General features: G+C 68.0%; 13 protein-coding genes. 6 read left to right on the plus strand and 7 right to left on the minus strand.

Annotation, left to right across the window (positions count from 1 at the left end; all coding sequences use genetic code 11):
- The first annotated feature begins 25 nt into the window (after positions 1–25).
- From VD972_RS32645 to VD972_RS32665, 5 genes are all read left to right on the plus strand, one after another.
- The gene (locus VD972_RS32645; RefSeq protein ID WP_324992701.1) at positions 26–1,276 is read left to right on the plus strand and encodes a PEGA domain-containing protein; all 1,251 of its coding nucleotides are present in this window, start codon (positions 26–28) and stop codon (positions 1,274–1,276) included.
- 2 nt (positions 1,277–1,278) lie between these two features.
- Positions 1,279–2,556: a hypothetical protein gene (locus tag VD972_RS32650; RefSeq protein ID WP_324992702.1), complete on the plus strand. Its 1,278-nt coding sequence runs from the start codon at positions 1,279–1,281 to the stop codon at positions 2,554–2,556.
- 13 nt (positions 2,557–2,569) lie between these two features.
- Positions 2,570–2,911, plus strand: a complete 342-nt coding sequence (locus tag VD972_RS32655) for a rhodanese-like domain-containing protein (protein WP_324992703.1) — start codon at positions 2,570–2,572, stop codon at positions 2,909–2,911.
- Positions 2,912–3,023: 112 nt separating this feature from the next.
- On the plus strand, positions 3,024–4,448 hold the full coding sequence (locus VD972_RS32660) for a serine/threonine-protein kinase (protein WP_324992704.1): 1,425 nt from the start codon (positions 3,024–3,026) through the stop codon (positions 4,446–4,448).
- On the plus strand, positions 4,420–5,172 hold the full coding sequence (locus tag VD972_RS32665; RefSeq protein ID WP_324992705.1) for a tetratricopeptide repeat protein: 753 nt from the start codon (positions 4,420–4,422) through the stop codon (positions 5,170–5,172). Before VD972_RS32660 ends, VD972_RS32665 begins: the two co-directional genes overlap by 29 nt.
- Positions 5,173–5,256: 84 nt before the next feature.
- Here the strand turns inward: VD972_RS32665 and VD972_RS32670 are convergent, their stop codons facing one another.
- The 4 genes from VD972_RS32670 to VD972_RS32685 form a co-directional block, all read right to left on the minus strand.
- Complete coding sequence (locus tag VD972_RS32670; RefSeq protein WP_324992706.1) at positions 5,257–5,802, minus strand: FHA domain-containing protein; 546 nt, start codon at positions 5,800–5,802, stop codon at positions 5,257–5,259.
- 117 nt (positions 5,803–5,919) lie between these two features.
- On the minus strand, positions 5,920–6,768 hold the full coding sequence (locus VD972_RS32675) for a hypothetical protein (protein ID WP_324992707.1): 849 nt from the start codon (positions 6,766–6,768) through the stop codon (positions 5,920–5,922).
- 41 nt (positions 6,769–6,809) lie between these two features.
- Positions 6,810–8,180 carry a cytochrome P450 gene (locus VD972_RS32680; protein WP_324992708.1) on the minus strand — a complete coding sequence of 457 codons (1,371 nt, stop codon included), beginning with the start codon at positions 8,178–8,180 and terminating at the stop codon, positions 6,810–6,812.
- Between the two features lie 3 nt (positions 8,181–8,183).
- A complete protein-coding gene (locus tag VD972_RS32685; RefSeq protein ID WP_324992709.1) occupies positions 8,184–9,884 on the minus strand; it encodes a membrane dipeptidase in 1,701 nt (566 codons plus the stop codon).
- Positions 9,885–10,227: 343 nt separating this feature from the next.
- Between VD972_RS32685 and VD972_RS32690 the strand changes: the two genes are divergently transcribed.
- Positions 10,228–10,791 (plus strand): imm11 family protein, encoded by a 564-nt coding sequence (locus VD972_RS32690; protein ID WP_324992710.1) that lies wholly within the window; start codon positions 10,228–10,230, stop codon positions 10,789–10,791.
- A gap of 57 nt (positions 10,792–10,848) precedes the next feature.
- Here VD972_RS32690 and VD972_RS32695 read toward each other — a convergent pair whose 3' ends face one another.
- The 3 genes from VD972_RS32695 to VD972_RS32705 form a co-directional block, all read right to left on the minus strand.
- The gene (locus VD972_RS32695) at positions 10,849–11,199 is read right to left on the minus strand and encodes a hypothetical protein (protein WP_324992711.1); all 351 of its coding nucleotides are present in this window, start codon (positions 11,197–11,199) and stop codon (positions 10,849–10,851) included.
- Positions 11,200–11,405: 206 nt separating this feature from the next.
- Complete coding sequence (locus tag VD972_RS32700; protein WP_324992712.1) at positions 11,406–12,362, minus strand: DUF2381 family protein; 957 nt, start codon at positions 12,360–12,362, stop codon at positions 11,406–11,408.
- Positions 12,363–12,405: 43 nt separating this feature from the next.
- The gene (locus VD972_RS32705) at positions 12,406–14,016 is read right to left on the minus strand and encodes a serine/threonine-protein kinase (protein ID WP_324992713.1); all 1,611 of its coding nucleotides are present in this window, start codon (positions 14,014–14,016) and stop codon (positions 12,406–12,408) included.
- Between the last annotated feature and the right edge of the window lie 188 nt (positions 14,017–14,204).

Raw genomic sequence — 14,204 nt, forward strand, 5'->3', positions numbered from 1 at the left:
GGCGCGGCGGGGTAGAAACGGGGATATGCGTACCTCAGGCGTCCCTCTCTCCGCCCTGCTCGCGCTCGTGCTCGCGCTGGCTGCCCCGTCCGCCCGTGCCCAGGAAGATCAGGGCGGCATGGGGCTGGATCTCTCTGGTGGCGACACCTCCGATCAAGAGACTCCCGCCGAGGGCGAGGAGCAGCCAGGTGCCATCGGCCTGGACCTGAGCAGCGACACGGCGGGCTCGGAGCTGCTGCCGCGCGTGGTGCTGCTGGGGCTGGCTACGCCGGAGCGGGCCGGGGCCGCGGTGGCTTCCCGCTGGCTCAGAGGGCTCTACCTCGCCATCCGGACCAACGAACAGTGGGTGCTGAGCGCCCCGCTGAAGGAGGTGCGCGAGAAGCTGTCAGACGGCTACGCGGCGGCGCTGCGCTGCGGAGAGGCCTCGTGCCTGACGGAGGCCGCCGACACGCTCGATGCGGATCTGCTCGTCACCTCGCGCCTGGCGCTGGAGGATGACGGGTGGACGCTGCGGCTGTGGACGTATGATCGCGACCGCAACAGGGTGGAGACGGACGTGCTCACGGGCCGCTCACCGCGGGACGCGAAGTTCCAGAAGGCGGGCGCGGAGCTGCTGCGAGATCGGATCCGGGGACTGGCACGGCAGCGCGCCATCCTCCAGGTGAAGGTCAACGTGCCTCAGGCGGTGGTGCGCGTGGGTGAGAAGACGCTGGGCGTGGGCAACGTCGAGGCCCGCGTGGGGCCAGGCGACGTGAACCTCATCGTGGAGGCGGAGGAGTTCTCCACGTACGCGAAGACGATCACCCTCAAGCCGGGCGAGAAGAACACGGTGGAGGTCTACCTGGAGTCCTCCGGCCCGGCGCCTGACGGCCCTTCGGAAGTCGTGGCGGAGGCGAGGAGGGAGAGGGAGGGCCCCTCGAAGCCGACCGTCTTTGGCCGGCCCGCGCTCTACACGGCGGTGGTGGGGGTGCTCGCGATGGGCGCGGGCGTCATGGTGGGCATGCAGGCCAAGAAGATCGCTGACCGCGCTCCGGACGCGGACGGTAACGGCATCGCGGACATCACCCGGCGCGAGCGCCTGGACGGGCGGGACAAGGCCAACCTCTCCACGGCGTTGCTGGCCGGCGGCGCCGCGGCGGCAGGCGGCAGCGTGTTGTGGCTCGTCCTGATGCCCACCCGGAGCGAGCCTGCGAAGGCGGCGGCCCCGAGCGTGGCGCCCGGCGCGTCCAGTGGTGGTACTACGTCGCTCCATCTCATCGTTGGCGGGAACTTCTGAATATGAAGGCGCTCTACTTCTCCTTGGCTCTGTTGCTGTGTGGCGTCCTCTTCGGAAGCGCCTCAGGTTGTGTCGTCGACTTCCCGGATGAGCTGCCCTACGCCTGCGAGGCGAACGAGGACTGCGGCGTGAGCCCTCGCGTCTGCGCGGCGCTCCCGGATGGGCGGAAGTACTGCTGCCTGCCCGAGGCGGAGCTGTGCAACCGCCTGGATGACGACTGCAACGGCGCGGTGGACGATCTGACGAACGAGTTCTGCTACACGGGGCCCGAGGAGACGCGCAACGTGGGCGCCTGCCGCCAGGGCAAGGCCTCGTGCGGCAGCGGCAACATCCTCTGCGGGGGCGAGGTGCTCCCCACGGAGGAGCTGTGCAACGGCAAGGACGACGACTGCGACGGCACCGTGGACGAGGGCTTCGACTTCCAGACGGGCCGCAACAACTGCGGCCGGTGTGACCAGGTCTGCACCGATGTCCAGGACTGCGTGTCAGGCCAGTGCGTGCGGCGCCGGGAGACGACGTGCGCCGACACCATGGACAATGACACGGACACGCTCGTGGACTGCGAGGATCCGGACTGCAACAGCCTGCCGTGCGGCGACGGCTGCACCTGCCTCGGTGGCAAGAAGGCGGAGACGAGCTGCGCCAACGGGGTGAGTGACGAGGGGGACGCCCCCGTGGACTGCGCGGACACGGACTGCGACTCGCGCTCCTGTGGCGACGGCTGCCTCTGCCTGAGCGGCACGCGGGGCGAGGGCGACTGCCTCAACACCGTGGATGACGAGGTGGACGGCCAGACGGACTGCGCGGACTCGGACTGCGCGGACAAGTCGTGCGGAGATGGGTGCGTCTGCCGGGGCAATGTGAAGGCGGAGGACCTGTGCGACGACGGCCTGGACAATGACGGGGATGGGACGATGGCGGCCCCGAAGACGGACTGCCAGGACTCGGACTGCAACACCAAGGTTTGCGGCCTGGGCTGCGTCTGCGCGAACCTCGTCAAGAGAGAGGTGGTGTGCTCGGATGGCCTGGACAATGACGTGGACGGAGTGCCGGGGACCCCGAGGACGGACTGCCAGGACTCGGACTGCAACAACCAGACCTTCTGCGTCGCGGGTGAGCCGGGCTCGCAGTGTCTGTCGAGCAGGTGCCAGGAGATCTTCTGCGGCGACACGCGCGACAACGACGGGGACGGCATGACGGACTGCGCGGACGCGGACTGCAACGGCAAGTCGTGCGGCTCGAGTCCTCCCCGCACGTGCAACGCAGGCACGTGCCAGTAACGGGCCTGCAGCCATGAAGATCCTCCTGGCCGTGGTGGCCCTGCTAGGGGCCGTGCTCCTCGTCAGCCAGCTTGTCTTCCGCTCGCGTGGGGCGGTAGCAAGGCGGTGGGTGGCCCAGGAGGGCGCGCTGCTGCTGGATGTGCGCTCCGAGAATGAGTTCGCTGCCGGACACCTGCCGGGAGCTGTGAACGTTCCCGTCACACAGCTCTCCACGCAGCTGGGAACCCTGGGCGACAAGGGGCGCCCCATCGTCGTCTACTGTGCCAGTGGAATGAGGAGTACGCGCGCCTCCTCCCTGCTGCGCGACGCGGGCTTCTCCCGGGTGCTCAACCTCGGAGGCATGTCCGCCTGGTAGGGCATGTAGGTGTTCGGCCACGGACGCCCTGGGTGCTGGCTTGCCTCCTCTTGAGAAAATGAGGGGATGATCGGGTTGCTGGATCGCCAGCCGATGGAGAGCTTCGCCTCCCATGGGTGGCGAAGACCCTATTGCGCAGACGGTGCTGTCCAGCGTGGCCTCCCCAGGTGACGCGATGCGGAGCCTTCAGGAAGCTCAGGAAGGAGAAGTGCTGGGCAACTACCAGCTCGAGCGGCTCCTGGGCGAGGGCTCCATGGGGAGCGTCTTCCAGGCCCGCCATGTCCGGCTGGGCCGGCAGGTGGCGCTCAAGGTGCTCCGCCCCCAGCACGCGCGGGATGTGAGCTTCGTCCGGCGCTTCTTCCAGGAGGCGCGCTCCGTCAACCAGATCAACCACGAGCACATCGTGGAGATCTTCGACTTCGTCGAGGATCCGAGGAGCGGCCACGTCTACTGTGTGATGGAGCTGCTGCGGGGACAGAACCTCGCGCAGGTGATGAAGGAGGAGAAGCTGACGCTGATGCGCATTCAGCGCATCGGCGTGCAGGTGTGCGCGGCGCTGGGTGCGGCCCACAAGGTGGGGGTGGTGCACCGCGACGTGAAGCCCGACAACCTCTTCCTCATGCACCGCGGCGGCCAGGCGGACTTCGTGAAGGTGCTCGACTTCGGGGTGGCGAAGATCCTCACCTCCGAGGGCACGGGCAACACCCTGGACGGCACCATCATCGGCACGCCCACGTACATGGCGCCCGAGCAGGCCGCGGGGCTGCCCGTGGATCAGCGCGCGGACATCTACGCGGTGGGCAACCTGCTCTACGAGATGCTGGCTGGGCACCCGCCCTTCCAGGCCCCTGCCTTCGGTCAGCTCGTGGTGCAGATCATCACCCAGCAGCCGCCGCCGCTTCCCAAGTGCCTGGCCTCGGGCGAGCCGATGCCGCCAGCGCTGGCGGAGCTGGTGCTGCGCTGCCTGGCCAAGGAGCCCGAGGATCGGCCTCAGCAGCTCGAAGAGGTGACGACGGCGCTGCTGACGCTGGGCGCGAAGGCACCGGCTCCTGTGTCCGGGGACGAGGAGGAAGAGATCCCCACTCGGCGCACGTGGATGAAGCCGGAGGCGTGGTGGCTGCGTCCGCGCCTGCCGGTGCTGGTGGGGAGCATGGCCATGGCGATGCTGGCTGGCGCGCTCACGTGGAGCGGGTTGGAGCGGCTCCTGCGACCGGACGAGGTGCAGGCGTCGGCTCCGGTGACGCTCACGGTGCGTACCGTCCCCGAGGGGGCGAAGGTGATCCGTGCGGACACGGGCGAGGCGCTCGGCGTCACACCGCTGGTGAGGGAGCTGCCGCGCTCGGAGGCTTCCCTGGGGTTGCGGGTGGAGCTGGCAGGCTACGTTTCCCTGGAGCGAGAGGTGCGGCTGGACTCGCCCACTGTCATCGACGCTCCGTTGGCCAAGGCGAAGCTGACCCTGCCGGCACCTGCCCCGGCAAAGGCAGCCCCGCGCAAGGAGGTGAAGCGCGATGAGCTCATTGATCCATTCGCGCAGTGAGTGCTGGCGTCTGTCCGTCCTGCTGTGCGCGCTGTGGGTGCTGGCACCCTGGCCCGCGGCAGGCGCGGAGCCCGCCGCGGAGGCGAGGGCGCAGGCGCGCGTGAAGTTCAACGACGGCAACGCCGCCTACGAGCAGGGCGACTTCCGCAGGGCGCTCGAGGCCTTCGAGGCCGCCTATGAGCTGGTGCCGTTGTCCGGCTTCCTCTTCAATGTGGCGCAGTGCCACCGCCAGCTCGGAGACTTCGCACGCGCGGCCTCCTCCTACCGGCGCTATCTGGCTCTCTCCGAGAAGGAGCCTGCGAACGCAGCGATGGTGAAGGAGCTGATCGCGGAGATGGACGCCAAGGCGAAGCAGCAGACCGCGAGCCGAGCCGCGCCCAGGAAGCACGTGGCGCAGGCGAAGGCCGTGGCGAAGGATCGCCCTGAGGCCCACCCCGCCAGGCCTCTCGAGGAGCAAGGGGGGGTAAAGAAGGAGGGCGGCGGGCTGAAGGAAGCCGAGCAGAGAGCCCTGGAGCCCCGCAGGTCCCGCTCGGTGGGGCAGAAGTCCTTGCCCCCAGCAGCAGTGCCCAGCACCTCTGTGCAGGAGGAGCGGGAGCCGCTGACGCGCAAGTGGTGGGTCTGGGCGGGGGCAGGGGCTGCAGCGGTCGTAGCGGGAGGAATCATCTACGCCGTCACGGCGCCAGATCCGCGGCCGACGACGCTGGGGACCATTCCCGGGCGGTAGACTCGGCCGCACGCCAGGTGGCAAGTCCGTGCACCCGTTCGTGCGAGGGGCTCCCCTCGCACGGGTATGGGGAGCGCGCGGTGCTCAGCTCGCCTGCGCGGCCGCGACCCGGGAGCTGAGGCTGGCGCCGAGCCGGTCGATGCGGGCGTAGAAGCCAGCTGCATCATGGAAGGTGAGCCGCACGTCTCCCAGCTCGAGCCGAGCACCTGGCATGAGAGGCGTGGGACGGCCGGGCTCCAGCTCCACCCCGTCCAGCTTCACTGGAGTGGACTTGGGCACGGCCTCCACCATCCACTGCCCATACGGGCTGGTGCGCAGCACCAGGTGCTCGCGAGAGACGGTGGCATCATTGATGACGAAGGCGTTGTGCGAGGCGCGCCCCAGCGGCAGCACGCTGGCCGTCTCGCTGATCGCCACCAGCTCGAAGCAGAGCGCATCCCCCGCGGGGAGGCAGTCGCGCAGATCCGACACCGGGAGCTGGGTGGCCGCGACGTTCTGCCGGCCAGTCTCCGGCACGTTCCACGCACCGGCCTCCCAGACGAGCCAGGGGTGCGGGTAGCGGGCCCGGAACTTTTCTTTGAGCACCAGATGCTGACGGACCAAGAGGGAGAGGAGCAGGGAGCGCGCCATGAAGGAATGGTAATCACCGTCCCCCACGTTCGCGCAGATTCTCTGGCACTCAGGTGTCAACGAATGGTCGAAGTGCAGCGACCGGGCGAGCATGTGGGCGTGCGGAAGTGCACAGAGCTACAGCTTGCGAGCAATGGCCTGGGCGAGCCGTGTAGGTGCGGCCGGATCGAGGCTGAGGAAGAGGCTGGGCTCGGTGGCCTCGAGCTCCTGCAAGCGGGTGCGGCCCTCATTGTCGGTGGCCACATCCACGCGAGCGTAGAGCAGGGGCTGGCCCACGGCGGCGAGCACGTCCTCGGCCAGCCGCAGCTCCTCGGGCACGGGCTCGAAGAGGTGGGGCGCCTGGAAGCTGCGGGGAGAGTCCTTGAGGCCCGGCGGGCGGCGCACGGCATGGCTGAAGGCGCCGTCGAAGAAGAGGTAGGCGCGCTCGCCCTCGGTCTCGAAGGCGGTGAGGTAGGGCTGCACCATGAGCTCGGCTTCCGCGGCCAGGGTGTCCAGGCAGGCCTGTGCGGCCTCGAGCTCGGAGCGGTGGAAGCGGTACGTCTTCAGCGCCCCGGCGGAGACCACGGGCTTGAGCACCACGGTGTCCCAGCCGCGCTCGCGCAACACCGCGTCGAGCGCCACGGTGCTCCCTTGGGGGACCCAGACAGTGGGAGTGAAGGGGATGCCACGGGCCTCCAGCTCACGCAGGTAGGCCTTGTGCGTGTTCCAGCGCAGCACCTCGGGCGGGTTGTAGAGCCGGGTGAGCTTGCCCACCTTGGAAGCCCAGGCGACGAAGGCCTCCCGGCGCAGGTGGCTGTCCCAGGTGGTGCGAATCACCGCCACCTTCGCGGTGCGCCAGTCCATGGCCGGGTCGTCCCAGATGCAGGGGCGAGCGTCGAGCCCCAGCGCCGTGAGGGCGGAGAGGATGGGTGAGTCGTAGGCGTCGAGCTGAGGCAGACCGGCGTAGGTGACGATGGCGACGTCCAAGGGGCGGAGCTCCGGGGGCACGCAGTGGGCGGGGGCGCTTCTTAAGCATCCGGCCCTGGGCGTTGTCCACCGCTCTGGTGTCGTGCACGGAGCTTCATGGGCAGCCCATGCTTGGGGCGCAGGGTGACGGAGGGCAGCAGCTCCACCTCACGCTCCGAGGTGCGCTCCAGCCGGAAGTGCCTGGCCAGGGTGGCCAGCGCGAGCCGGGCCTCCATCATCGCGAAGCTCTGGCCGATGCACAGCCGGGGGCCGCCTCCAAAGGGGAACCAGGCGAAGCGCGGCAGCCGTCGCTCCAGGCCGTCCGCCCAGCGCTCAGGGCGGAACGCCAGCGGCTCTTCGTAGAAGCGCGGATCTCGATGCACCGTCCAGGGGTTCAGCCACACCATGGCGCCCGCGGGGATGTGCCAGCCCCCCAGCTCATCTTCCTCCACGGACTCCCGGCTCAGCGACCAGGCGGGGGGAAAGAGCCGCAGGGACTCCCTCACCACGCCTTCGGTGAAGGGCAATGCCGGCAGGTCCTCCACCGTGGGTGCTCGGCCGCCCAGCACGGAGTCCAGCTCCTGGTGCAGCGCGGCCTCGGCCTCCGGGTGCCGGGCCAGCAGATCCCAGCAGAGGGTGAGGGTGATGGACGTGGTCTCATGGCCGGCCAGCATGAGGGTGAGGGCCTCATGGCGGATCTGCTGGTCACTCATCCTGCTCCCGTCCTCATCCTGGACCTGGAGGAGCATGGACAGCAGGTCTCCCCTGTCGCCCCCGGCCTGGCGCCGCTGGTGGATGATGCCGTCGACGATCCGGTACAGCTTCCGGAGCGCGGTCCGGTAGCCGAGGTTCTCCGGTGTGGGGATCCAGCTGGGCACCACCAGCGTCTGCACCTTCGAGAAGTGATCAATCACCTTCGCGAACGCCGGCCCCACCCCCTCCGTGGCCTTGTCCTCCACCTCGAGGCCGAAGAGGCACCGGACGACGATGCCCAGCGTGAGCTCCATCATGTCCTCGGAGATGTCGCGGGAATCCCCGTCGCGCCAGCGAGCCAGGAAGCGCTGGGAGTGCTCGCTCATCACCTGCCCGTAGGTGGCGAGCCGCTGACGGTGGAAGGCGGGCTGCATGAGCCGCCGCTGCCGGAGCCAGAACTCCCCGTCGCTGGCCAGCAAGCCATTGCCAAGCGATTCCCTCAGGAGCACGCGCTGGAGCTTGTCCTTGATGTAGTTCCGCTGGCGGGTGACGAGGACGTGCTCGATGTGCTCCGGGAGGTTGAGCACGTAGGTGGGCTGGCGCAAGAAGGAGAGGTACGCCACGTCACCGTAGCCGCCCCAGGCGCAGTCCTCGAGGAAGGCGAGCGGATCCTTCGCGTAGGCGAGAATGCTCCCCAGCAGGGGCAGGGGGCGGGGACCTTTGGGGCGCGGCTGGGGCATGGATCAGCTTACCGGCTCGCCCGCGGTGAGGGCGGCGCCTCGGTCCTCGCAGGCTTCCCACATCCGGAGGAAGGCCTCGGCCGAGGAGAAGAGCGGGTCGAGCTGCGCGTCCGTCATTCCCACGTGGACGAGATCGCGGATGAAGTCCGGCAGCAGGCCGATGTGGGCGAGCCCATCGGTGTTGAAGTCAAAGGTCCGGGAGCCAGCGCGCGAGGGCTCGAAGGGCACGCGCGAGCGGTACATGTTCCCCGTGTAGGGCAGGGGTGGCCGGTTGCGCTGCAGCTGCTGCTGCACGGGCCGTCGCTTGGCACGGCGCTTGTCATCGTGCAGGCCGAAGGCGGCGTTGGGGCCGTAGCGGGGGCCGGGCTGCTGGTTGAGGCCGTTGAAGTCGGTGCCCACGGCCACGCCGCCGGAGCCCACCTCGCGCAGCAGGGAGAGGGCGTACTGGTAGGACTGGGCCCACGTCTTGGACGAGCGCGCGCAGTCGTTGGGGACGGTGCTGCCGGGGAAGTCCTTGAGCTCGTGCTGGTTGGTGATGGGGGCCAGCAGCCCGCCCAGCGAGAGGATGCGCCGCACCTGCTCGCGCGTCTTCATGTACTCGTTGGCGCGCTTGGCCTTGATGCTCGTGTCTTCGGGGGCCAGGGCCTGCTCGCGGAAGGCGCAGTGCGAGGCGACGACGGGGTAGCGGGACTGCTCGGCGAGGGAGAGGACGTCGTCGGTGCAGTGCTCGGACATGTGCTCCACATCGAGGATGAAGCCCTGGCGCATGGCTGCGTTCAGGAAGGACTTGCCGGTGGCGGTGAGCCCGAGCTGGTTGGCGTGGCCTTTCCCCGGGGCGTTGAGGGAGTAGCCCTTGGGGTAGTGGGCTCGCTGCGTCACCTCGTAGAAGATGATGGCGGCCTTGGTCTGGGTGTCCAGGTCCTGTCCCAGCCGGAAGCTCAGGCCGGAGTGGCCCTCGACGTTCAGGAAGGAGCCTCGCAGGAAGTGGTTCACGAGGTTGAACTTGTCGTCGTAGACGGCGGCACCGCCGAAGCTGTTATTGGCCAGGTGCAGCGGGGTGATCATCCGGAAGCCCTGGTCTCGGAGCCACTGGAGGATGCGGGGGAGCTGCTCGGGGGCGAGGGGCTTCTTGTTGAGCGCGGCGCGGTCACCGAGGAGGCTGTCCAGCGAGTCCACCTCCACGCCAGCGATGACGGCGAGCTTGCCGGACTGGATGAGCTGGCGGGCGTGAGAGGCGCTGAGGGCCAGTCCCATCCAGTCGGAGTGGCGCTCGGTGAAGCGGCGCAGCTCGCGAATCTGCTTCTCGATGGAGCTCTCGTCCTTGTCAGGGTGGTGGGTCTGCTCGGCGAGCATCTCGTTGTTCACGGCCACGCTGCACAGCAGGCGCAGGCCCCCGTCGTGGGCGCGCTTGAGCCAGTCCACGAACATCTGCTGGTGGACCATGGTGGTGAACTGGGGCCAGTGGGCGTAGGAGTCATGGCCGCAGGGCCCGTGGCCGAGGCCGCCCTCGATGAAGAGCTGGATGAGGGACCAGTTCTTGCCGAAGTGGCCAAGTCCCCAGGGGCCATGAAGGTGGACGTCACAGCGGGCGAGTGCCCGCTCGATGTCACCATCGGGGAAACCGGAGAACAGGTGCCCGCCGAAGCCGAGGTGCGCCGTGGTGTGGCAGTGCAGGTCGGCGAGTCCGAACACGGATGAGGGCATGGGAAGCTCCAGGGCCGGTTGCGAGAAGCTCCAGCATGCCCCGGAGGGTTCAGGGCATGCCAGCCATCTCGGACAGGGGGGCGCGCGTCGGATGCCTCCAGCTTGGCCCATGGAGGCTGCGACGACGGTGAGCCCTTGGTGAGCACCGAGGCCGCATGGGGACGTGGCGAGCATCCAAGCGTCAGCGTCGGGCGGGAGCCTACCCCCGCAGGGTGTCCGAGGGTGAAGGATGGGCGCCACCCGGCGGCTCCTCCTCTTCCCCGTAGCAGCCCTCTAACCTCCTCCTCGCAAGAAGGAGTGACACATGATTCTGAGGCGGATGTTGCCGCGATAAACGGAGTCCATGACCAAGCGGTTCTTCAGACTGGCCGACGACGTGATGTTCCCGAACCGTTGGCACTTGGCGATGCCCCGGAACACCCAGGGCGTCAAAGTGGACGATTACGAGTTCTGGAGGGGAACGCCCGTCCACATCAAGAGCCGCTTGAGAATCCCCATCGAGATTGAGGGCACGCCGCTGGACTACACAGAGGCTGGCCTAAACATCCCGGTGGTTCATGTCCGGGTCGCTTCCATGTTCGCGGAGTTGGCCCCGGACGACGTGCAACTGATCCCCGTGGATGTGGCGGGCCAACCGGATCAGTACCTCATCCTCGTGGCCACACGCCTCATCCGATGTATCGACGAACAGGCGTCCCGGATCGAACTCTGGACGCATGAGGACGGAGTGCCTCACAAGGTCGGTCAGTATGCCTCCGTGCGTGACATGCGTATCGACAAGGCCAAGGCGGGAAGCGCCCAGGTGTTGCGGTGCGAGGGGTGGAGCAGCCCGCTGATCGTCTCCGAGGAGATCAAGGATGCCTTGGAGGGCATGGGCGCCACAGGCACAAGGTTCGAGGAGGTCTAGTCCAATGGGCGGCCGCGTGAGTGGGTGCCCTGGGGCTCATGAGTTGGGCGACCGCGGTCAGCGGAAGGCATCAACGATGTAGACGCCCGCCCTGGAGAATTCGAGCACTGCGCTTCCTGGGCGAGGGCCTGGATTCTTTCGCAGCCCACCACGGCCCAGGCGGGCCACGGCGCAGATGGGAATCGTCTCGCCGTCGGGTGGACGCGCTTCGTAGTACCGAATGACGACGTTCGGACCGCCAGTCCAGATCTGGCCGTACAGCCGGGTGATAGGAGGGAGCGGTCCAAGCTCCTCCTTCAAGTAGCTCTCAACGGGGCCATCGTTGACGATGATCGAGTTCTGGCTGCTCTGGTTGGCGTCGATCTCCACGGTCGAACTGTCGGCTGGCCGAAGCTGTAGAATCCTCATCGCCGCCAGAGCCTCCTCGGGGCACTCCTGGGGTCCCGGGCCTCCGTCCGGGCGAATGGAAACGCCAGTGCCTGTGCAGCCCAGGCACGACACAACGATGAGGGGCAAGAGGAACGTCGCTTTCATCGGGAACATGTGGGGCGCTCTTACTTCCCGCGCTCTTGTTCGCCAAGCCGGGCGAGCGCGCATCGCGCTGACCGTGCCAGTTAACGCCGGTCCTTGAGCACCAACTCGACGTAGGCTTGCCGGAGCCCGCCATCCCTGAAGAGCTCCAGGACGAGTCTGTCGTCTATCTTGTTCGAGTCGAAAGAGGACAGGTCGGTGACGACGGCGATGCGGCCTGTTGCACCTGGCTCGATGGCGGACCGGGCTGTGCGCAGAGCCAGGGGGCGTGACTCTCGGGTCGTCCATGTGGTGAGCCGTGCCTCCTGCAACTTCCATGGCTTCACCGGGTCCTTGTTCGTGATCTTGAAGACGACGGCTGCCTTCGTATTCGCCACCTTCCCCTTGGGCACGAGAACGGAGATCTCAACCTCGATCCCTTCCTCGCGGAGCAGCCAGCTATGGTCCTCCTTGAAAGGGGTCATCTTGAGCTCGTTGTTGGCCAGGAGTGCCGCGAGGGCGTGGTCCACCGAGCTCTCCTCTTCTCGCTGTCGCCGGTTCGCAGCCTTGAGCGACCGAACCTCCTTGCGCTTCTCCTCCAACTCCTTCCGAACCGCCTCTGGGGCTTCAGGATCGGGATAGACGTTGATCTGGCCGTCGACCGCAGCAGCGGCAGAGGCGACGGTGAAGGGAAGCTCTGTCCCGTCTTCGAGTGTCACCAGCAGCATGAAGCGATCTCCGGGCGCAAGGTCCCGGAGCGGGACGATGACCACGGACTTACCGCCCATGAGCAAGGGCTCGAACCTGCCTTCCCAACCCAAGAGCTTTGTCCGGCTTGAATCGACCGGAACTGGCAGCCGGAGAGTGGTCGCCACGCCTCCAGCAACGTAAAGCTCTGTCACGTCATCATTGGGGTCCTTTGAGAAGTAGATGCTCCTCTGCATCGGCAGCCCGGTGAGGTGCGGCTGGCAAGGGTTCTCCTGAGCTTTCACGGCCATGGACACCCATAGGAGGGCGGCCAGGGTGGCCTGCTGCATCCGGCTGACGTGGAAGGTTGCCATGAAGAAGGGCAACCTATCAGGTTTTGGGAGCCTGGGCGCCCCGTCACCCGGAGCGAATGAGGATCTGTCCCGGGGCGCTGGGGGCCGCATGTGGACCCGACGCCGGCCCGGCGGCCTGCTGAACATGGGCCATGGCCACCTGCGTCGCCCGAGCCAGCGCCAGCTGCCCCTGTGGGTAGGGCGCCACCTCTCCCGTCAGCGCCAGCAGCTGCTGCCGCACCTCCGCGCCCGTAGCCGTCCGCTGGTTCATGTCCCGCTCCAGCAGCCGCATCACCACCGCGTCCAGCTCCGGCGGCACGTCAGGGCGGATCTGCGAGGGCGGCGGCAGCTCCTGTGACACGACCGCGGCCATCAGCGACGCCTCATCGTGCCCCATCAACAGGCGCCTGCCCGTGAGCGCTTCGTGCAGCGTGAGGCCCAGCGCGAACAGGTCCGTCCTCCCATCAATCGGCTTCCCGTATGCCTGCTCCGGGGACATGTACCCCAGCTTGCCGCGCACGTTGCCCGCCACGGTGAGCTGCGCACGCGCCGTGTCCCGCGCAATGCCGAAGTCCGACAGCTTCACCTCTCCTCCCCGGGACACCAACACGTTGGGCGGGTTCACATCCCGGTGGATCAGGTGCAGCGGCTCGCCATATTTCCCGGTGCGCCGGTGCAGGTAGTCCAGCGCCGCGGCCAGCTCCGCTCCCAGGAACGCGGCGGCGCCCAGCGGCAGCCCCTGCCAGCCCAGCCCCCGCAGCACCGTGCTCAGCGGCAACCCATCCACGTACTCCATGGCCAGGAAGTACGTGTTCCCGTGCCGCCCCAGGTCAAACACCTGGACGATGTTGGGGTGGTGCAGCGTGGAGCACAGCTCCGCCTCACGGCGGAACAGCGACACGAACTCCGCGTCATCCGCGTACGAGGGAAGGATCCGCTTCAGCGCCACCTGCTTCTCGAAGCCTCCCTCCGGGCTGTACGTGGCGCGGTACACCTCGGCCATGCCACCCGAGCCAATCCGCTCGTGCAGCATGTACTTGCCCATCACCTCCTGCTCTCGCAGCGCCGCCAGCGCCTGCGCCGTCTTCTGCACGAAGTGCCGCGCGAGGATGGCGGTGGCCACCCCCGAGCTCAGCAGGAACACCGAGCGCATGATGATGAAGGGCGGGGTGAGGGTGAGCAGCGGCTGCTCGGGAAGCAGCGGCCGGACGAAGAAGAAGTACAGCAGCAGGTACTCGCCGCCCGCGAGCGCCCCGGCCACCAACGCCAGCAGCGGCTGTGTGCGCAGCGCCGCCAGCACCACCAGCGTGCCCCAGATGACGAGCGTGGGCGCGGTGAGCGCGTACGCCGCCCCCTGGAACTTCAGGTCGAAGGCCAGCACCACCGAGGGGATGCTCACCTCGATGGCCACGTTGAGCCAGTGGATGGCGGGGTGGAACCACCCGGCCCGCAGCGCTCGCCACAGGACGGTGTAGTAGACGCACAGCACCCCCACCAGCGACAGCAGCGCCTGGGTGAGCCCCCAGCCGATGTGCGGCCCCAGGGCCCCTACCGCCACCAGGCACGCCGCGGCCAGGCCCGCCATGTACCCGGCCACGGACGTCTCTCGCGCCTGGGCATCTCGGCGCATGTGGTTCTGCAGGAAGCGGGAGACGGCGTTGGTGCGCGGAGTCATGGCAGCCCCAAACCATAGTGCGAACAGGGGTTTGGCTGGCAGGGGGGCAACAGAGGGACCTATCAGGTACTCCCAGTGTGCGCCCTCTCCGCTTCCTTGGCAGGTTGGGTCCAGGGTAAAGTGCTGCTGAAATGTTGCACAAGGCCCCCCGTGCTCTGCCAGGACGGAGGCCTCTTCCTCGCTCTCCC

The organism is Hyalangium sp., assembly GCF_035629615.1.
Taxonomy (GTDB): Bacteria; Myxococcota; Myxococcia; order Myxococcales; family Myxococcaceae; genus Hyalangium.

Coding starts and splice junctions, on each gene's coding strand:
- VD972_RS32670 (WP_324992706.1), bottom strand. CDS start 5,802: ATGGCGCGCTCCCTGCTCCTCTCCCTCTTGGTCCGTCAGCATCTGGTG.
- VD972_RS32660 (WP_324992704.1), top strand. CDS start 3,024: ATGGGTGGCGAAGACCCTATTGCGCAGACGGTGCTGTCCAGCGTGGCC.
- VD972_RS32705 (WP_324992713.1), bottom strand. CDS start 14,016: ATGACTCCGCGCACCAACGCCGTCTCCCGCTTCCTGCAGAACCACATG.
- VD972_RS32650 (WP_324992702.1), top strand. CDS start 1,279: ATGAAGGCGCTCTACTTCTCCTTGGCTCTGTTGCTGTGTGGCGTCCTC.
- VD972_RS32655 (WP_324992703.1), top strand. CDS start 2,570: ATGAAGATCCTCCTGGCCGTGGTGGCCCTGCTAGGGGCCGTGCTCCTC.
- VD972_RS32685 (WP_324992709.1), bottom strand. CDS start 9,884: ATGCCCTCATCCGTGTTCGGACTCGCCGACCTGCACTGCCACACCACG.
- VD972_RS32690 (WP_324992710.1), top strand. CDS start 10,228: ATGACCAAGCGGTTCTTCAGACTGGCCGACGACGTGATGTTCCCGAAC.
- VD972_RS32645 (WP_324992701.1), top strand. CDS start 26: ATGCGTACCTCAGGCGTCCCTCTCTCCGCCCTGCTCGCGCTCGTGCTC.
- VD972_RS32665 (WP_324992705.1), top strand. CDS start 4,420: ATGAGCTCATTGATCCATTCGCGCAGTGAGTGCTGGCGTCTGTCCGTC.
- VD972_RS32700 (WP_324992712.1), bottom strand. CDS start 12,362: ATGGCAACCTTCCACGTCAGCCGGATGCAGCAGGCCACCCTGGCCGCC.
- VD972_RS32695 (WP_324992711.1), bottom strand. CDS start 11,199: ATGAGGATTCTACAGCTTCGGCCAGCCGACAGTTCGACCGTGGAGATC.
- VD972_RS32680 (WP_324992708.1), bottom strand. CDS start 8,180: ATGCCCCAGCCGCGCCCCAAAGGTCCCCGCCCCCTGCCCCTGCTGGGG.